The organism is Streptomyces sp. NPDC086080 (assembly GCF_044540255.1).
Classification (GTDB): Bacteria; Actinomycetota; Actinomycetes; order Streptomycetales; family Streptomycetaceae; genus Streptomyces.
Genome location: NZ_JBITRU010000021.1, coordinates 93,186 through 114,080, shown reverse-complemented (window position 1 = coordinate 114,080; position 20,895 = coordinate 93,186). Strand labels below are relative to the sequence as shown.

The window sequence follows — 20,895 nt, the reverse complement described above, 5'->3', positions numbered from 1 at the left end:
AGCGCACGCGCCGACTCCCGTGGCGACGCCAACAGGAGACGGTCCGTACGTGAACGAGGACAAGCTTCGCGACTACCTGAAGTGGACCACGGCCGACCTTCACGAGACGCGACAGCGGCTCCGTGAGGTCGAGGACGCGGCCCGGGAACCCATCGCCGTCGTGGCCATGAACTGCCGGTTCCCGGGCGGTGTCCGCTCCGCGGACGACCTGTGGCGGCTCGTCGAGGACGGCGTGGACGCCCTGGGCCCGGTGCCGCCCGACCGCGGCTGGGACCTCGGCCTGCCCGGCATCACCGCCGACACCCGGGCGGGCTTCCTCCCCGACGTCGCCGACTTCGACGCCGCCCTCTTCGGGATCACCCCCCGCGAAGCCCTGGCGATGGACCCGCAACAGCGACTGCTGCTGGAAGTCGCCTGGGAGTCCCTGGAACGCGCGGGCATCGCCCCCCTCTCCCTGAAGGGCGAGAAGGCCGGCGTCTTCATCGGCGGTTCCCCCTCCGGCTACGACACCCTCCTCGCCGGCCAGGACGGCGTCGAGGGCTATGTCATGACCGGCAGTTCCGGCAGTGTCCTCTCCGGCCGCCTGTCCTACGCCCTGGGTCTCGAAGGCCCGGCGGTCACCGTGGACACCGCCTGCTCGTCCTCGCTGGTGGCCCTCCACCTCGCCGTGGGTGCCCTCCGCTCGGGCGAGTGCTCCCTCGCCCTGGCCGGCGGCGTCACCGTCATGACCACCCCCGCCGCCTTCGTCGAGTTCGATCGGCAGGGTGGTCTGGCCGGGGACGGCCGGTGCAAGGCGTTCTCCGACGACGCCGATGGGACCGGCTGGGGCGAGGGCATCGGCGTGCTCGTTCTGGAGCGGTTGTCGGACGCGCGGCGTAACGGTCATCGGGTGCTGGCCGTGGTGCGTGGTTCGGCGGTCAATCAGGACGGTGCGTCGAACGGTCTGACGGCGCCGAACGGTCCGTCGCAGCAGCGGGTGATCCGGGCTGCGTTGGCGAGCGCGCGCCTGTCCGCGTCGGAGGTGGACGTGGTGGAGGCGCATGGTACGGGGACGACGTTGGGTGACCCGATCGAGGCGCAGGCTCTCATCGCCACCTATGGCCAGGACCGGCCCGGGGACCGGCCGTTGTGGCTGGGTTCGATCAAGTCGAACATCGGGCACACGCAGGCGGCGGCCGGTGTCGCTGGTGTGATCAAGATGATTCTGGCGATGCGGCACGGGCAGTTGCCCAAGTCGCTGCATGTCGGCACGCCGTCCTCGCACGTGGACTGGTCCGCGGGCGCGGTGGAAGTACTCGCCGAGGCCCGGGAGTGGCCGCAGGGAGAGAGCCCGCGCCGGGCAGGCGTCTCCGCCTTCGGGGTCAGCGGCACGAACGCGCACGTGATCCTTGAGGAGGCGCCGGCGGCCGCGTTGCCGGAGCCGGCTCAGGGTGATCGGGTCGTGCCGGTGGTGCCGTGGGTGGTGTCGGCGAAGTCGGCCGGTGCGGTGGTGGCGCAGGCCGGCCGGTTGCTGTCCGCGGTGGATGGTCTGGATCCGGTGGATGTGGGTGTCACGCTGGCGACGACCCGTGCGGGGCTGGAGCATCGCGCGGTGGTGCTGGGCGCGGATGCGGACGAGTTGCGTACGCGGCTGGCGGCGCTGGCCGGCGGGGATGTGTCGCCGGTGGCGGCCCGGGGTGGGCTGACCGGGTTCGTGTTCTCCGGCCAGGGCGGACAGCGCCTGGGCATGGGCGCTGAGTTGGCTGATGCCTTCCCTGTCTTCGCTGCGGCGCTGGATGAGGTGTGCGGGCACTTCGAGGGTCTGCGGGAGGTTGTGTACGGCGATGCGGAGGCGTTGAGCACGACGGGCTGGGCGCAGCCTGCGTTGTTCGCGGTCGAGGTGGCGTTGTTCCGGCTGCTGGAGTCGTGGGGCGTCACCCCGGACTACCTGGTGGGTCATTCGGTGGGTGAGCTCGCGGCCGCGCATGTCGCCGGTGTGCTGCCCCTTGAGGATGCGTGTCGTCTGGTGGCGGCGCGTGCCTCGCTGATGCAGGCGCTGCCCGAGGGTGGTGCGATGTGGGCGGTGCGGGCCTCGGTGGACGAGGTGACTCCGCTGCTGGTCGAGGGTGTGTCGGTGGCGGCGGTGAACGCGCCTGGTCAGGTGGTGCTGTCCGGTGAGCGTGCGGCCGTCGAGTCGGTGGCGTTCGCCCTGCCCGACCGGCAGGGCCGTTGGCTGGAGGTCAGCCACGCCTTCCATTCCGCCCTGATGGACCCGATGCTCGACGACTTCGCGGCCGTTGCGGGGGAGTTGACCTACGCTCGCCCCCGCATCCCGATGGTCTCCACGCTGACCGGCGAGTTGGTCGAGGAGTTCACGCCGGCGTACTGGGCGGATCAGGTCCGCGGCACGGTGCGTTTCGCGGACGCGGTGACGCGGGTGAAGTCCCTCGGTGTCACCCGTTTCCTCGAACTCGGTCCTGACGCGAGTTTGGTCGGTGCGGTCGGTGAGGTGTGCGAGGACGACGTGTTCGTGGTGTCGTCGTTGCGGCGGGACCGGTCGGAGCCGGGTGCGGTGGTGGCTGCGGTGGCCGGGCTGTGGGCGGAGGGCGGCCGGGTCGACTGGTCCGCGTTCTACGCTCCGACCGGTGCGGCGGTTGTCGATCTGCCGACGTATGTCTTCCAGCGCCGCCGCTACTGGCCGCAGCAGCCTCAGCCGACCGAGACGGTCGCCACGAGTGGTGCGGACGCCGAACTGTGGGACACCGTCGACCGCGGTGATGCCCATGCGTTCGCCGACGAAATCGGCGTCGACCGCGAAGCGCCGCTCAGTGAGGCGCTGCCGGCCCTGTCGGCGTGGCGTCGTCGGCGCGAGGAGCGCGCCGCTGTCGACAAGCTGCAGTACGAGGTGACGTGGACCCCGGTCGACCTCACGTCCGGCACGAGTGTCTCGGGCGGTTGGCTGTTGGTGGAGCGTGAGGGTTTGGTGGATCCGTGGGCGGATGCGCTGGCGGGTGAGTTGGTGGGGCGTGGGGCTCGGGTGGAGCGGCTGCGGGTGGCAGCCGAGGATCTGGACCGTGGGGTGCTGGCTTCACGGCTCGCCGAGTACGCGGGCTGCCGTCGTGTGGTGTCGCTTCTTGGGCTGGGTGGGAGTGAGTTGCCTGCTTGGGATGTTGCGGTGCTGGTTCAGGCGGTGGGGGATGCGGGTCTGGGCGGGCGTGTGTGGGTGGTGACGTCGGGTGCGGTGTCGGTGGGTGTGGGTGATGGGTTGACGCATCCGGTGCGGGCGGGTGTGTGGGGTTTGGGTCGTGTGGTGGCGTTGGAGGAGCCGGGCCGGTGGGGTGGTCTGGTGGATGTGCCGGTGCGGCCGGATGGGGGTGGTGTGGGCCGGCTGGTGGAGGTGCTGGCCGGTGGTGTGGGTGTTGAGGACGAGGTGGCGGTGCGGGGCGGGGCGGTGCTGGGGCGGCGTCTGGTGCCGGCTGCTGCCGTGTCGGCTGGTGGGGGTGTGTGGTCGCCGTCGGGGACGGTGTTGATCACGGGTGGTACGGGTGTTCTGGGTGCGCGGGTGGCTCGCTGGGTGGTGGGGCGGGGTGCTGAGCGTGTGGTGCTGGTGAGCCGGCGTGGTCTGGAGGCTGAGGGGGCTGTTGGGCTGCGTGATGAGTTGATGGTTTCGGGCGCTGCGGTGGATGTGGTGGCGTGTGATGTGGGGTCGCGGGCGGCGGTGGAGGGGTTGTTCGCCCGGTTTGATGTGTCGGCTGTGGTGCATGCGGCGGGTGTGCTGGATGACGGGGTGGTTGATGGGTTGACGGCTGGTCGTGTGGGGGGTGTGTGGGCGGCGAAGGCGGGTGCTGCCTGGAATCTTCATCATGCGGTGGGTGGGCGTGAGCTGGATGCGTTTGTGGTGTTTTCTTCGGCTGCGGGTGTGTGGGGTGGTGCGGGTCAGGGGTCGTATGCGGCGGCGAATGCGGCGTTGGATGCGTTGGTGGAGTTCCGGCGTGCGCAAGGGCTGGTGGGTTCGTCGTTTGCGTGGGGTCCGTGGGCCGAGGGTGGGATGGCGGACGATGCGACGGTTCGGGCTCGTATCGACCGGGGCGGGGTGCGACCCCTGGATCCGGATGTTGCGGTGGAGTTGCTTGGTTCGGTTTCGGGTTGTGTGACGGTTGTTGATGTGGACTGGGAGCGGTTCGTTCCCGGGATGACGGCGTTGCGTGCTGGTCGTTTGTGGGATGTGGTCGCGCCGGGAGCGGCGGGGAGTGCCGACCGTATGCCGGTGGCTGTGGGCGGACTGCGCGACCGACTGGCCGGTGTCTCGGGTACCGCCCGGCGTTCGATGCTGTCCGACGTCGTCAGGGGCAGGGTCGCCGCGGTGCTGGGCTTCGCCGAGCCGGGTGCCGTGGATGTGTCGAAGGCGTTCCGCGATCTCGGCTTCGACTCCCTCACCGCCGTCGAACTCCGCAACGCCCTCGCGGCCGAGACAGGACTCAAGCTCCCCTCGACGGTGGTGTACGACTACCCCTCGGTCGAGACGCTGACCACGTACGTGGCAGGCGAACTGTTCGGGACGGACGACGCGGCCCCGGAGCCGGGCGACGCGTTGGCGTCTTCGCCCACCGATGACGATCCCGTGGTCGTCGTGGGCATGGGCTGCCGCTTCCCGGGAGGGGTTTCCTCCCCCGAGGAACTGTGGAGACTGCTCGCCGACGGGATCGACGCCATGGGCGCGTTCCCCATGGACCGGGGCTGGAGTCTGATCGGCGACGGCAGTGAGGGCTTCGCCCAGGTGGGTGGCTTCGTCGAGGGGGCGGCGGATTTCGACGCCGGTCTGTTCGGTATTTCGCCGCGTGAGGCGTTGGCGATGGATCCGCAGCAGCGGTTGTTGCTGGAAGTGGTGTGGGAGTCGTTGGAGCGGGCGGGTATTGCTCCTTCGTCGTTGCGTGGGCTGCCGGTTGGGGTCTTCGCGGGTACGAACGGGCAGGATTACCCGGCTCTGCTGGCGTTGGCCGGGGAGTCGGGGGACGGCTACGGCGGGACCGGTAGTGCGGGCAGTGTCCTGTCGGGCCGGGTGTCGTACGTGCTGGGGCTCGAAGGCCCCGCGGTCACGGTGGACACGGCGTGCTCCTCCTCCTTGGTGACCCTTCACATGGCCGCGCACTCGCTCAGGGCGGGGGAATGCTCACTGGCTTTGGCCGCTGGCGTGACGGTGATGTCGACGCCGGGTGCGTTCGTGGAGTTCGAGAGGCAGAGCGGACTGGCCAGGGACGGCCGGTGCAAGGCGTTCTCGGACGACGCCGATGGGACCGGCTGGGGCGAGGGCGTCGGCGTGCTCGTCCTGGAGCGGTTGTCGGACGCGCGGCGCAACGGTCACCGGGTGCTGGCGGTGCTGCGCGGTTCGGCGGTCAACCAGGACGGTGCGTCGAACGGTCTGACGGCGCCGAACGGCCCCTCCCAGCAACGGGTGATCCGGGCTGCGCTGACCAATGCGGGTGTTTCCGCGTCCGAGGTGGACGTGGTGGAGGCGCACGGTACGGGGACGACGCTGGGTGACCCGATCGAGGCGCAGGCTCTGATCGCCACCTATGGCCAGGACCGGCCCGAGGGTCGGCCGTTGTGGCTGGGGTCGATCAAGTCGAACATCGGGCACACACAGGCGGCGGCCGGTGTCGCTGGTGTGATCAAGATGATTCTGGCGATGCGGCACGGGCAGTTGCCCAAGTCGCTGCATGTCGGCACGCCGTCCTCGCACGTGGACTGGTCGTCCGGTGCGGTGGAGTTGTTGTCCGAGGCGCGGGAGTGGCCGCGCGGTGAGCGGCCGAGGCGTTCCGGTGTGTCGTCGTTCGGTGTGAGTGGTACGAACGCGCACGTGATCCTTGAGGAGGCGCTGGCGGTCGTGCTGCCGGAGCCGGCTCAGGGTGATCGGGTCGTGCCGGTGGTGCCGTGGGTGGTGTCGGCGAAGTCGGCCGGTGCGGTGGTGGCGCAGGCCGGCCGGTTGCTGTCCGCGGTGGATGGTCTGGATCCGGTGGATGTGGGTGTCACGCTGGCGACGACCCGTGCGGGGCTGGAGCATCGGGCGGTGGTGCTGGGCGCGGATGCGGATGAGTTGTATGCGCGGCTGGCGGCGCTGGCCGGCGGGGATGTGGCGCCGGTGGCGGCCCGGGGTGGGCTGACCGGGTTCGTGTTCTCCGGCCAGGGCGGACAACGCGTCGGTATGGGACGTGAGTTGGCTGATGCCTTCCCCGTCTTCGCTGCGGCGCTGGACGAGGTGTGCGCGCATTTCGACGGTCTGCGGGAGGTTGTGTACGGCGATGCGGAGGCGTTGAACACGACGGGCTGGGCGCAGCCTGCGTTGTTCGCGGTCGAGGTGGCGTTGTTCCGGCTGCTGGAGTCGTGGGGGGTGACCCCGGACTATCTGGTGGGTCATTCGGTGGGTGAGCTGGCGGCTGCGCACGTCGCCGGTGTGCTGTCGTTGTCCGACGCGTGTCGTCTGGTGGCGGCGCGTGCCTCGCTGATGCAGGCGCTGCCCGAGGGTGGTGCGATGTGGGCGGTGCGGGCCTCGGTGGACGAGGTGGCCCCGTTCCTGGTCGAGGGTGTGTCGGTGGCGGCGGTGAACGCGCCTGGTCAGGTGGTGCTGTCCGGTGAGCGTGCGGCCGTCGAGTCGGTGGCGTTCGCCCTGCCCGACCGGCAGGGCCGTTGGCTGGAGGTCAGCCACGCCTTCCATTCCGCCCTGATGGACCCGATGCTCGACGACTTCGCGGCCGTTGCGGGGGAGTTGTCGTATGCCCGGCCGCAGATTCCGATCATCTCGACGCTGACCGGCGAGCCGGTCGAGGAGTTCACCCCGGCCTACTTCGCCGACCAGGTCCGCGGCACCGTCCGCTTCTCCGACGCGATCAGTCGCGTGAAGGCTCTAGGCGTCACGCGGTTTGTGGAGATGGGGCCTGACGCGAGTTTGGTCGGTGCGGTCGGTGAGGTGTGCGAGGACGACGTGTTCGTGGTGTCGTCGTTGCGGCGGGACCGGTCGGAGCCGGGTGCGGTGGTGGCTGCGGTGGCCGGGCTGTGGGCGGAGGGCGGCCGGGTCGACTGGTCCGCGTTCTACGCTCCGACCGGTGCGGCTGTCGTCGATCTGCCGACGTATGTCTTCCAGCGCCGCCGCTACTGGCCGAACGTGCAACGACAGGCCGTCGCCGCCTCCGAGTCCGGAGTCGACGCCACGTTCCTCGACTTGGTCGAGCGCTATGACGCCGAGCAGTTCGCAGCCGAGTTCGGCGTCGACCGCGAAGCGCCGCTCAGTGAGGCGCTGCCGGCCCTGTCGGCGTGGCGTCGTCGGCGCGAGGAGCGCGCCGCTGTCGACAGGCTGCGGTACGAGGTGACGTGGACCCCGGTCGACCTCACGTCCGGCACGAGTGTCTCGGGCGGTTGGCTGTTGGTGGAGCGTGAGGGTTTGGTGGATCCGTGGGCGGATGCGCTGGCGGGTGAGTTGGTGGGGCGTGGGGCTCGGGTGGAGCGGCTGCGGGTGGCGGCCGGTGAGCTGGAGCGTGGGGTGCTGGCTTCACGGCTCGCCGAGTACGCGGACTGTGGTCACGTCGTTTCGTTCCTGGGGCAGGACGAGGGCGAGTGTCCGGGGGGCCTGCCTGCCGGTGTGGTGGGGTCGGTGGCGTTGGTTCAGGCGGTGGGGGATGCGGGTCTGGGCGGGCGTGTGTGGGTGGTGACGTCGGGTGCGGTGTCGGTGGGTGTGGGTGATGGGTTGACGCATCCGGTGCGGGCGGGTGTGTGGGGTTTGGGTCGTGTGGTGGCGTTGGAGGAGCCGGGCCGGTGGGGTGGTCTGGTGGATGTGCCGGTGCGGCCGGATGGGGGTGGTGTGGGCCGGCTGGTGGAGGTGCTGGCCGGTGGTGTGGGTGTTGAGGACGAGGTGGCGGTGCGGGGCGGGGCGGTGCTGGGGCGGCGTCTGGTGCCGGCTGCTGCCGTGTCGGCTGGTGGGGGTGTGTGGTCGCCGTCGGGGACGGTGTTGATCACGGGTGGTACGGGTGTTCTGGGTGCGCGGGTGGCTCGCTGGGTGGTGGGGCGGGGTGCTGAGCGTGTGGTGCTGGTGAGTCGCAGTGGTGACCGGGCGGAGGGTGCGCTCGCGCTGCGTGATGAGTTGGTGGCTTCGGGCGCCGTGGTGGATGTGGTGGCGTGTGATGTGGGGTCGCGGGCGGCGGTGGAGGGGTTGTTCGCCCGGTTTGATGTGTCGGCTGTGGTGCATGCGGCGGGTGTGCTGGATGACGGGGTGGTTGATGGGTTGACGGCTGGTCGTGTGGGGGGTGTGTGGGCGGCGAAGGCGGGTGCTGCCTGGAATCTTCATCATGCGGTGGGTGGGCGTGAGCTGGATGCGTTTGTGGTGTTTTCTTCGGCTGCGGGTGTGTGGGGTGGTGCGGGTCAGGGGTCGTATGCGGCGGCGAATGCGGCGTTGGATGCGTTGGTGGAGTTCCGGCGTGCGCAAGGGCTGGTGGGTTCGTCGTTTGCGTGGGGTCCGTGGGCCGAGGGTGGGATGGCGGACGATGCGACGGTTCGGGCTCGTATCGACCGGGGCGGCGTGCGGCCCCTGGACCCGGACGTCGCCCTCGACATCCTGGGTACCGCCTCGGGCTGTCTCGCCGTGGCCGACGTGGACTGGGAGCGCTTCGTCCCCGCCGTGACCGCCCTCCGCCCCAACCGCCTGTGGGCAGAGGTCTCGCCGCAGAGCGTCACGACCGGTGAACCGGACGTCGGGACGAACAGGCTGAGGGACCGGCTGGTCGGTGTCTCGGGCGCCGCCCGGCGTTCGATGCTGTCCGACGTCGTCAGGGGCAGGGTCGCCGCGGTGCTGGGCTTCGCCGAGCCGGGTGCCGTGGATGTGTCGAAGGCGTTCCGCGATCTCGGCTTCGACTCCCTCACCGCCGTCGAACTCCGCAACGCACTCGCGGCCGAGACAGGACTCAAGCTCCCCTCGACGCTCGTCTTCGACCACCCGACCACGCTCGCCCTCACCGACTTCCTGCTCGGCGAACTGGCCGACGGCACCTCGGACGAGACCGGGGATCCCGGCGGTGAGCTGGACCGGTTGGAAGCCGCCCTGCTGGCCCTGCCCGCGCGGGACATCGCGCGGCTGCGAGTGGGCTCGCGACTGCAACAGCTAATGAAACGCCTGGACGGTGTCGCTGTCGACGAGGGTGCTGTCGACCTGTCGGCAAAGATCGAAGCCGCCACATCCGACGACATCTTCGACCTTATCGACAACGAGATCGGGACGCGGTGAGCTTGATGAGCAACGAGGACAAGCTTCTCGGTTACCTGAAGAAGGTCACGCTCGAACTCCATGAGACCAAGCAGCGACTGAGGGACATCGAGTCGGACGCTGCCGAGCCCGTGGCCGTGGTCGGCATGGGATGCCGGTTCCCGGGCGGAGTGGAGTCGGACGAGGACCTCTGGCGGCTGGTGGCGGACGGCGTGGACGCCATGGGCGAGTTCCCCACGGACCGGGGCTGGACCGTTGACCGAGGTGTCGGTGGCTTCGTCGAGGGGGCGGCGGATTTCGACGCCGGTCTGTTCGGTATTTCGCCGCGTGAGGCGTTGGCGATGGATCCGCAGCAGCGGTTGTTGCTGGAAGTGGTGTGGGAGTCGTTGGAGCGGGCGGGTATTGCTCCTTCGTCGTTGCGTGGGCTGCCGGTCGGGGTCTTCGCGGGTACGAACGGGCAGGATTACCCGGCCCTGCTGGCGTTGGCCGGGGAGTCGGGGGACGGCTACGGCGGGACCGGTAGTGCGGGCAGTGTCCTGTCGGGCCGGGTGTCGTACGTGCTGGGGCTCGAAGGCCCCGCGGTCACGGTGGACACGGCGTGCTCCTCCTCCCTGGTCGCCCTGCACCTTGCGGCCCAGTCGCTGGGCGCCGGGGAGTGCGACCTCGCCCTCGCCGGCGGGGTGACGGTGATGTCGACGCCGGGTGCGTTCGTGGAGTTCGAGAGGCAGGGTGGTCTGGCCGGGGACGGCCGGTGCAAGGCGTTCTCGGATGACGCGGACGGTACGGGGTGGGGCGAGGGCGTGGGTGTGCTCGTTCTGGAGCGGTTGTCGGACGCGCGGCGTAACGGTCATCGGGTGCTGGCGGTGGTGCGTGGTTCGGCGGTCAATCAGGACGGTGCGTCGAATGGTCTGACGGCGCCGAACGGTCCGTCGCAGCAGCGGGTGATCCGGCAGGCGCTGACCAGCGCGGGTCTGTCGGCGTCCGAGGTGGACGTGGTGGAGGCGCATGGTACGGGGACGACGTTGGGTGATCCGATCGAGGCGCAGGCGCTGCTCGCCACCTATGGCCAGGACCGGCCCGGGGACCGGCCGTTGTGGCTGGGTTCGATCAAGTCGAACATCGGGCACACGCAGGCGGCTGCCGGTGTCGCTGGTGTGATCAAGATGATTCAGGCGATGCGGCACGGGCAGCTGCCCAAGTCGCTGCATGTCGGCACGCCGTCCTCGCACGTGGACTGGTCGGCGGGTGCGGTGGAGTTGCTTTCCGAGGCGCGGGAATGGCCGCGCGGTGAGCGTCCGCGGCGGGCCGGTGTGTCGTCCTTCGGTATCAGCGGTACGAACGCCCACGTCATCGTCGAGGAGGCACCGACCGAGGAGGCCGCACCCGACGCGGAGGAAAGCGATCTCCAACTGCCCCTGCTGCCCTGGCTGGTGTCGGCCCACACGGCTACGGGCCTGGCGGCACAGGCGGAACGGCTGCTGTCCGCGGTGGATGGTCTCGACCCGGTGGATGTGGGTGTCACGCTCGCGACGACCCGTGCGGGGCTGGAGCATCGGGCGGTGGTGCTGGGCGCGGATGCGGACGAGTTGCGTATGCGGCTGGCGGCGCTGGCCGGCGGGGATGTGGCGCCGGTGGCGGCCCGGGGTGGGCTGACCGCTTTCGTGTTCTCCGGCCAGGGCGGGCAACGCCTGGACATGGGCGCTGAGTTGGCTGAAGCCTTCCCCGTCTTCGCTGCGGCGCTGGATGAGGTGTGCGCGCATTTCGAGGGTCTGCGCGAGGTGATGTCCACCGATGCGGAGGCGCTGAACACCACGGGCTGGGCGCAGCCCGCGCTGTTCGCGGTCGAGGTGGCGTTGTTCCGGCTGCTGGAGTCGTGGGGGGTGACCCCGGACTATCTGGTGGGGCATTCGGTGGGTGAGCTGGCGGCTGCGCATGTGGCGGGTGTGTTGGACCTTGAGGATGCGTGTCGTCTGGTGGCGGCGCGTGCCTCGCTGATGCAGGCGCTGCCCGAGGGTGGTGTGATGTGGGCGGTGCGGGCCTCGGTGGACGAGGTGACTCCGCTGCTGGTCGAGGGTGTGTCGGTGGCGGCGGTGAACGCGCCGGGGCAGGTGGTGCTGTCCGGCACCCGGGAAGCGGTTGAAGCCGTGGCCGCAGTCCTGCCCGACCGGCAGGGCCGTTGGCTGGAGGTCAGCCACGCCTTCCATTCCGCCCTGATGGACCCGATGCTCGACGACTTCGCGGCCGTTGCGGGGGAGTTGTCGTATGCCCGGCCGCAGATTCCGATCATCTCGACGCTGACCGGCGAGCCGGTCGAGGAGTTCACCCCCGCCTACTTCGCCGACCAGGTCCGCGGCACCGTCCGCTTCTCCGACGCGATCACCCGCCTGGCCTCCCTCGGCGTCACCCGCTTCCTCGAACTCGGTCCCGACGCCACCCTGACCGGTGCCGTCGACGAGACCTGCGCCGACCAGGCCGTACTCGTCGCCCCGGTCCTGCACCGCAAGCAGGCCGAACCGCTCACCGCCGTGACCGCCCTGGGCCGACTCTGGGCCTGCGGGGCCGACGTCGACTGGGCCGCGTTCTACGCCCCCACCGGCGCCCGCGTCACCGACCTGCCCACCTACGCCTTCCAACACCGCCGCTACTGGCCCACGGCCCGGCTGGGCGCGGGGCCGGTGCCGCTCGGTTCCGTTCGGTCCGGGCACCCCCTGCTCCATGCCGAGATCAGCCTGGCGGGGTCCGGCGATGTCCTCCTGCTGGGCGGGCTGTCGGTTCCGTCGCAGCCGTGGCTGGCCGATCACCAGGTGGCCGGCCGCATCGTGTTCCCGGGTACGGGGTTCGTCGAACTGGCCCTGTGCGCGGGCGACCGGGTCGGCTGCGAACGTGTCGAGGAACTCACCCTGACGGCTCCGCTGGTGATTCCGGCGACCGGTGTGGTGCATCTGCAGGTGCTGGTCGGCACCCCGGACGACACCGGCTGCCGCTCCGTGCAGGTGTCGTCCCGGCGGGACGACGACCCGGCCGAGCGGTGGACGCGGCATGCGACCGGCCTCCTCGCCCCCGTCCCGGACGACGAGACGTCGTACGACCTCACCCAGTGGCCCCCGCAGGGCGCCCGGGAGGTCGATACGGCCGGTCTCTACGAGAAACTGGCGGACGCGGGCCTCCAGTACGGAACGGTCTTCCGTGGGCTGCGCAAGGCATGGCGCCGTGAGAACGACCTGTTCGTCGAGACGCTGCCCGTCGCTCCGCAGGCGCCGGACGCAGCCGGCGCCGCCGACGCCTTCCACCTGCACCCCGCCGTCATGGACTCGGTACTGCACGCGATGGCCCTCGGCGTCGGAGAGCACGAGGACTCCGGTGCGGACGCCGGTGGGCCGGGGCGGCTGCCGTTCTCCTGGAGCGGTGTGACGCTGCACGCGGTCGGTGCCACCGGACTGCGTGCGCGGCTGACGCCCACCGGAGCCGAGAGCGTCACCCTCCAGGTCGCCGATGTGTCGGGGCGACCCGTCGCGGAGGTCGGCTCGCTGACGCTGCGGCCGATGTCCGTGGACGCCCTCGCCTCCGGGGCGGTCGATCCCGCCCCCCGCGACGCGCTGTTCAGGCTCGACTGGATGCCGGTACCGGTATCGGCACCGGCACTGGCACCGCGCGATGAGACACCCGAACCCGTCGTTCTCGGTTCCGGTGACGGTCTGCCGTTGGACGGGCCGCGCCATCCGGACCTGTCGGCCCTGCGCGCCGCTGTCGACGGTGGCGTTCCCGTGCCCGGCATCGTGGTGGCCGCCTGCGGGACGCCCGGCGACGAGTCGGCGCGGGGCGCTCATGACGAAGTGCTCCGGGTCCTCGGTCTGGTGCGGGAGTGGCTGTCCGATGAGCGGTTCGAGGAGAGCCGCCTGGTCCTCGTGACCGACGGAGCGGTGACCGCCCGGGCCGGCGACGAGCTGCGGGACCTGCCGGGCGCCGCCGTCTGGGGGCTCGTACGGTCGGCGCAGTCGGAGCATCCGGGCCGGTTCCTACTCGTCGACGGCCACGACGGCCACGACGGCCTGGAGGCGGCGCTCGGTTCGGACGAACCGCAGGTGGCCGTACGGGACGGTGAGCTGTTCGCCTGCCGCCTGAACACCGCGCCCCCCGCCCCGGACAGCACCCCCGCCTGGGAGCCCGACGGCACGGTGCTGGTCACCGGTGCCACCGGACAGCTCGGTGGGGTGATCGCGCGTCACCTCGTCACCACCCACGGCGTGCGCCACCTCCTTCTGCTCAGCCGGCGTGGCCCCGAGGCGCCGGGTGCCGACGAACTCGTCGCCGAGCTGACCGGGCTCGGGGCGCGGGTCACCCTCGTCGCCTGCGACGCCGCGGACCGTGACGCCCTCGCTGCCGTCCTCGACGACATCCCGGCCGCACATCGGCTGACCGGTGTCGTCCACACGGCCGGAGTGATCGCCGACGCCACGGTGGCCACCCTCGACCCCGAACAGGTCCGCCGGGTGCTGCGGCCCAAGGTGGACGCCGCCCTCAACCTCCACGCTCTGACGCGCACCGCGCCCCTGTCGGCGTTCGTGCTCTTCTCCTCCGTCTCCGCCGCCCTGGGTGCGCCCGGACAGGGCAACTACGCCGCGGCGAACGCCTTCCTCGACGCGCTCGCCGCCCGCCGCCGGGCCGAAGGACTCCCCGGGCTCTCCCTCGGCTGGGGCGTGTGGGACGGCTCCGGTGAGATGACCGGCGGCCTCGGCGAGGCCGACCGGCGCCGTATGGCGCGCGGCGGTGTGATACCGCTGACCGCCTCGGACGGCGCCGCCCTGTTCGACCTCGCGGCCTCGACCGGTCACCCGGCGGTGCTGCCGGTGCGCCTCGACCTGGCCGGGCTGCGGGAGAACGGCGACCATCTGCCACCCGTGTTCCGTGCCCTGGTCCGTGCGCCCCGGCGACGGGCGGCCCGGGCCGACGAGGCCGCGGCCGCCTCACTCGTCGAGCGGCTCGAACCGCTGCCCGCGGAGGAGCGGCTGTCCGCGCTGCGCCATCTCGTCCGGACCCAGGCGGCGACCGTGCTCGGCCATGACGCGCCGGACGACGTGGCCGTGGACCAGCCCTTCCGTGACCTCGGCTTCGACTCGCTCACCGCCGTCGAACTGCGCAACCATCTCAACGCCGTGAGCGGCCTGCGGCTGTCCGCGACCCTCGTCTTCGACCATCCGACCGCCGACGCCGTCGCCCGCCACCTGCTGGAGCGGCTGTTCGGCGAGGACGAACCGGGGCGGCGGGCCGTCGCACCGGGCGTACGGCGGGGGACGGACACGCGCGGGGCCCCGGGCGCGGACGCGGACGACCCGATCGTGATCGTCGGTATGGCCTGTCGCTACCCGGGAGGCGTCCGCACTCCGGACGACCTGTGGGACCTGGTCGCCTCCGGCGCCGACGGCGTCACCCCGTTCCCGGTCGACCGGGGCTGGGACCTGGAGCGGCTCTACGACGCGGACCCCGACACCGGCGGGGCCAGCTATGTGCGCGAGGGCGGATTCCTGCACGACGCCGCCGAGTTCGACGCGGCCTTCTTCGGCATCTCGCCGCGCGAGGCCGTGGTCATGGATCCGCAGCAGCGGCTGCTGCTGGAGACGTCCTGGGAGGCGGTCGAGTCCGCCGGCATCGACCCCGCCACGCTGCGCGGGGGACGCACCGGGGTGTTCGCCGGAGTCATGTACCACGACTACCTCGCCCGGCTGCACACCGTCCCCGAGGGGGCGGAGGGCTTCCTCGGCACCGGTTCGGCCGGCAGCGTGGCCACCGGGCGGGTCGCCTACCTCCTCGGTCTCGAAGGGCCCGCGGTGACCGTCGACACCGCCTGCTCCTCGTCGCTGGTGGCGCTGCATCTCGCCGCGCAGGCGCTGCGCGAGGGCGAGTGCGAGACGGCGCTGGCCGGCGGGGTCACGGTGATGGCGACACCGGGTACGTTCGTCGACTTCAGCCGGCAGCGCGGGCTCGCCCCGGACGGCCGCTGCAAGTCCTTCGCGGACGCTGCCGACGGCACCGGATGGGCGGAGGGCGTCGGCATGCTCCTGCTGGAGCGGCTCTCCGACGCCCGTCGGCAGGGGCACCGCGTGCTCGCCGTGGTGCGCGGTTCGGCCGTCAACCAGGACGGCGCGTCCAACGGGCTCACCGCGCCCAACGGACCCGCCCAGCAGCGGGTCATCCGCCAGGCCCTGGACCGCGCCGGGCTGCGGCCCGCCGAGGTGGACGCCGTGGAGGGACACGGCACCGGGACCGTCCTCGGCGACCCCATCGAGGCGCAGGCGCTGCTCGCCACGTACGGCCGGGACCGGCCCGAGGAGCGCCCGCTGTGGCTCGGTTCGATCAAGTCGAACATCGGTCACGCGCAGGCCGCGGCGGGCGTCGGCGGCATCATCAAAATGGTGCAGGCGATGCGGCACGGCATGCTGCCCCCGACCCTGCACGTGGACCGGCCCACCGAGCAGGTCGACTGGTCGGCCGGGGCCGTCGCCCTGCTCACCGAGGCCGTACCGTGGCAGGAGCCCGGACGGCCCCGTCGCGCCGGGGTGTCGTCCTTCGGCATCAGCGGCACGAACGCCCACGTCATCCTGGAGGCCCCGGCGGCCCAGGACGCCGCGCCCGCGGCCCAGGACGCCGCGCCCGCGGCGCAGAATGCGGTCCCCCTGCCCCGGAGCGCCGTGCCCGCGGCCCGGCCGGGTACCCCGCCACCCGTGCCGGCGCCGCCCCTCGTCCCCCTGCTCGTCTCCGGCCGTACCGAGGGCGCCGTCCGTGCCCAGGCCGCGGCCCTGCGGGACCACTTGACGCGGCACCCGGGACTGGATCCCCTCGACGTCGGCTTCTCGCTCGCCACGACACGCACCCTCTTCGACCACCGTGCCGTCGCGCTCGCCGCCGGCCGGGACGGGCTGTTGACCGGGCTCGACGCGGTCGCGGCCGGAACCCCGGCGCCGGGTGTGGCACGGGGCCGGGCGGCACAGCGCCGGTCCGCGTTCCTGTTCACCGGCCAGGGCAGTCAACGGCCGGGCATGGGCCGGGAACTGTACGCGTGCGCGCCGGTCTTCGCCGACGCCCTGGACGCCGTGTGCGCGCACCTCGATCCCGAACTCGGCCTGTCCCTGCGCGACATGATGTTCGCCGACACCGAAGACGCCGCCGAGGTCCTCTCCCGCACGGAGTGCGCGCAGCCCGCGCTGTTCGCCCTCGAAGTCGCCCTGTACCGCCTCCTCGCCTCCTACGGAGTCGCCCCCGACCACCTCGTGGGCCACTCCGTCGGTGAACTGGCCGCCGCCCATGTGGCAGGAGTGCTGACGCTGGAGGACGCCTGCCGTCTGGTCGCCGCGCGCGGCCGGCTGATGCAGGCCCTGCCGGCGGGCGGCGCGATGCTGGCCCTGCGGGCGAGCGAGGCGGAGGTCACCCCGTTGCTGGGCGACGGAGTGGACCTCGCCGCCGTCAACGGACCCGTCTCGGTCGTGCTGTCGGGCGAGGAGGACGCCGTCCTCGCGGTGGGCGCCCGCTTCGAGGACCGCCGGAGCCGACGGTTGCGGGTGAGCCACGCCTTCCACTCGGCGCGCATGGAACCGATGCTGGAGGAGTTCCGCCGGATCGCCGAGTCGGTGACGTACCACCCGGCCCGGATCCCGGTCGTGGCGACCGGCGGTGCGGGCGCCGCCGACGAGGGTCGCTTCGACGACCCCGCCTACTGGGTGCGGCAGGTGCGCGGGACCGTACGGTTCCACGACGCGGTGGCGCGGCTGCGCGCGGCCGGTGTGGCCACCTACGTCGAGCTCGGACCGGACCCGGTCCTCATGGCCGCGGTCGAGGAGTGCCTCGCCGACACCGACACCGCCGACACCGCAGCCGAAGCCGCCGACACCGACACCGCCGCCCACGCCACAGCCGAAGCCGCCGCCGACGGCGCCAAAACGGACCGGCGCACCCGGGAATCCGCCCCGCTCGCGGGCGCCGTCCTGCGCCGCGGCCACCCCGAGACCGTCACGCTCGCCGCCGTGCTCGGCCCTCTGCTCGCGCACGGCACCCGTGTCGACCGTCCGGCTCCCTACACCGGCACCGGGGCGATCCGGGTGGACCTGCCGACCTACGCCTTCCGGCGGCAGCGGTACTGGGCCGAGGCGGGCGCGGCCCCGGCCGATCTGGCGGCGGCCGGTCTCACCGGTGCCGGGCATCCGCTGCTCGGCGCCTGCGTGCCGCTGTCCGACGGAGGGTTCGTCTGCACCGGACGGCTTTCCACGGCGGCCCATCCGTGGCTCGCCGACCACCTCGTCGCCCAGGCGGCGGTCGTGCCGGGCACGGCCCTGCTCGACCTGGCCGTGCACGCCGGGGACCACGCGGGCCACGAACGCGTGGAGGAACTGGTGCTGTCGGCGCCGCTGCGTCTCGATGCGGGCGAGCGGCAGATCCAGGTGGTGGCCGGGCCCGCCGACCCGTCCGGGCGGCGGACCGTACGGATCTCCTCCCGGCCGGCCGACGCGCCCACCGGGACGGCCGCCGACGAGGCATGGACGCTCCATGCGACCGGAACACTGGCGGAGGCCGACGGCGGCGGCGAGCCGTTCGACGCCACCGCATGGCCCCCGCACGGCGCGGAGGAAGTGGCGCTCGACGGGCTCTACGACCACGTCGCCCACGCCGAAGGGCCGGGAGGGGACGGCGTCTCCTACGGCCCCGCCTTCCAGGGCCTGGCCGCCGCCTGGCGGCGGGACGGTGAGCTGTACGCCGAGGTGGCCCTGCCCGAACCGCTGCGCGCGGACGCCGGCCGCCACGGCCTGCACGCGGCCCTCCTCGACGCCGCCCTGCACGCCATCGCCTACCTGCTGCCCGATGCCGCCGGCCGTCTGGTGCCGTTCTCCTTCGGCGACACCGTGCTGCACGCCCACGGCGCCGCCCGACTGCGCGTACGTCTCACCGCGACGGGCCCCGGACAGGTGGCGCTCAGTGCCGCGGACCCCCTCGGACGTCCGGTCGTCTCGATCGGCGCGCTCACCCTGCGCCCGTACGCGGCGCTCCCCGCGGCCGAATCCAGCCCCGCGGACGGGCTGTTCCGGGTGGACTGGACGCCCCTGCCGGAACGTGGCACCGGGGCGGAGACCCGGCGCTGCGTCCTCGTCGGCTCGGACACCCTCGGCATCAGCGGACCGCTGACCGCGGCGGGCGTCTGGACGGAGTCCTTCGCCGACCTCGACGCCCTGTCGGCCGCCGTGTCCGCCGGCATGGTCCTCCCCGAACTCGTGCTGGTCTCCTTCGCCTCCGCACCGGGAGCCGAACCGGGCCGTGCCCTGCGGGACGTCACCGCCGCCGCGCTGCGCACCGTGCGATCCTGGCTCGCGGACGAGCGCTTCGCCGGAACCCGGCTCGCGTTCGTCACCCGGGGCGCGCTCGGCGACGGCACCGCCCGCCCACACGACCTGGCCTGCGCGCCCCTGTGGGGTCTGGTGCGCACCGCCCAGTCGGAGAACCCCGGACGTTTCCTCCTGGCCGACCTCGACGACCGGCCCGAGTCGGTCCTCGCCCTGCCCGCCGCATTCGACACCGGAGAACCCCAACTGGCCGTGCGCGAGGGACGGTTGCACGCGGCCCGGCTCGCTCGCGTCGCCGTGCCCGACCTGCCGGGCCCGGCCTGGGACCCGAACGGGACCGTGCTCGTCACCGGCGCCACCGGAGCCCTCGGCGGTCTGGTCGCCCGGCACCTCGTCGCCACCCACGGCATACGCCATCTGCTGCTGGTCAGCCGTGGGGGAGCCGGCGCCCCCGGGGCGCGGGCGCTGCGCGCCGAACTCACCGGGCTCGGCGCCGAGGTCGCCCTGGTCGCCTGCGACGCGGCCGACCGCCCGGCACTGGGCCGGGCGCTGGCGGACCTGGATCCGGCGCACCCGCTCACCGCCGTCGTCCACCTCGCCGGGGTCCTCGACGACGGAGTGCTCACCTCGCTCACCCCGGAGCGGTTCGAGGCGGTACTGCGCGCCAAGGCGGACGCCGCGCTGCACCTGCACGAGCTGACTCGCGACACCAAGCTCGCCGACTTCGTGCTCTTCTCCTCGTCGGCGGCCACCTTCGGCACGCCGGGCCAGGCCAACTACGCCGCCGCCAACGCCTTCCTCGACGCCTTGGCCGAGCAGCGCAGGGCCGACGGGCTGCCCGCCAGGTCCCTCGCCTGGGGCGCCTGGGAACGCGGCATGGCGGGCCGGCTCGACGGCGCGGACCGGGAACGCATGGCCCGCGGCGGTGTGCTCGCCCTCGGCGACGACGAAGGGCTCCGCCTCCTCGACACCGCCCTGCGGGCCGACGCCGCCTCGCTCGTGCCCATGCGCCTGGACACCACGGCCCTCGGCCCCGACCCCGCACCGCTGCTGCGCGGCCTCGTCCGGCCTGCGGCACGCCGCGCCGCCGCCCGCCGGGACGACGACCGGTCGACGGCCCGAGGGTTGCGCGGCCTCGACGAGGCGGCCCGCGAGCGCGCGGTGCTCGACCTCGTCCGCACCGCCACCGCCACCGTGCTCGGGCACGCCTCGGCCGAGGCGATCGAGCCGGACCAGCCGTTCCTGGAACTCGGTCTCGACTCGCTGACCTCCGTGGAACTGCGCAACGCGCTGGCCGCCGCGACCGAGCTGCGGCTGCCGCCGAGCGTGGTCTTCGACCACACCTCGCCGCACGACCTGGCCGGCCATCTGCACACCCTGCTGGGCCCGCCGCAGGGCCTGCCGGGCACCCCGGCGGATCCGCCGTCCGGCACCGCACCCGGCACCGCACCCGGCACCGCACCCGGTGCGGACGCGGGCACCGATGAGACCATCGGCCGGCTGTTCCGCCGGGCCTGTGAGGAGCGCCGGCTGCGCGAGGGCTTCGAACTGCTGCAGAGCGTCGCCCGGTTGCGCCCGACCTTCGCCGCCGCCGACGAGGTGGCGACGTCACCCACCGCGGTCCGGCTGGCCAAGGGGGAACAGCCGGTTCACCTGGTCTGCTTCAGTTCCCAGGTGGCGCTGGCAGGTGTGCACCAGTACGCGCGGTTCGCCTCCGGGTTCCGCGACATACGGAACGTGACCGCGCTCGCGGTGCCCGGATTCGGCGCGGACGAGCCGCTGCCGGCCACCGAGGACGCCCTGCTCGCGCTCTTGGCGCGGATGGTGCGCGAGCAGGTCGGGGACGCGCCGTTCGCCCTGCTCGGCTCCTCCTCCGGTGGTGTCCTGGCGTACGCGACCGCGGACCGTCTGGAGCGGGAGGGCCGCGGCCCGGCGGGTGTCGTGCTCCTCGACACCTATGTGCCCGGCGACAACTCGCTCGGCCAGTTCGAGGACCAGCTGCTGGGCGGCATGTTCGAACGGGAGGCGGGCTTCGCCCGGATGGACGCGGCCAGACTGTCCGCGATGAGCTGGTACTTCAACCTGCTGGGCGGCTGGCGGCCCGGAAGGCTCCGGGCGCCCGTGCTGCTCGTCAGGGCGGACCGGCCGATGCCGGGAGGAGAGGAACTGGCGCCGGAGCAGTGGCAGACGGGCTGGAGCGAGGCGGACCACATCGTCGACGTGCCCGGCAACCACTTCACCATGATGGAGGACCTGGCCGACACCACCGCCGGCGCGGTCGACGCCTGGCTGCGCGAACGTCCGGTCTGAGCCCTCCGTGCGCACCGGGCGCCCGGACGCGTGCAG

At 72.5% G+C, this 20,895-nt stretch carries 2 protein-coding genes; both read left to right on the top strand.

From position 1 onward, the window contains the following. Positions 1-49: 49 nt before the first annotated feature. On the top strand, positions 50-9,247 hold the full coding sequence (locus ACIF9R_RS24055) for a type I polyketide synthase (RefSeq protein ID WP_399983615.1): 9,198 nt from the start codon (positions 50-52) through the stop codon (positions 9,245-9,247). Positions 9,248-9,252: 5 nt separating this feature from the next. Next, positions 9,253-20,859, top strand: coding sequence for a type I polyketide synthase (locus ACIF9R_RS24050; RefSeq protein WP_399983613.1), 11,607 nt, complete (start codon positions 9,253-9,255; stop codon positions 20,857-20,859). Positions 20,860-20,895 lie beyond the last annotated feature (36 nt).

What these genes read in the sequence shown, in the direction of transcription:
- ACIF9R_RS24050 (WP_399983613.1), top strand. Translation starts at nt 9,253, where the DNA reads ATGAGCAACGAGGACAAGCTTCTCGGTTACCTGAAGAAGGTCACGCTC.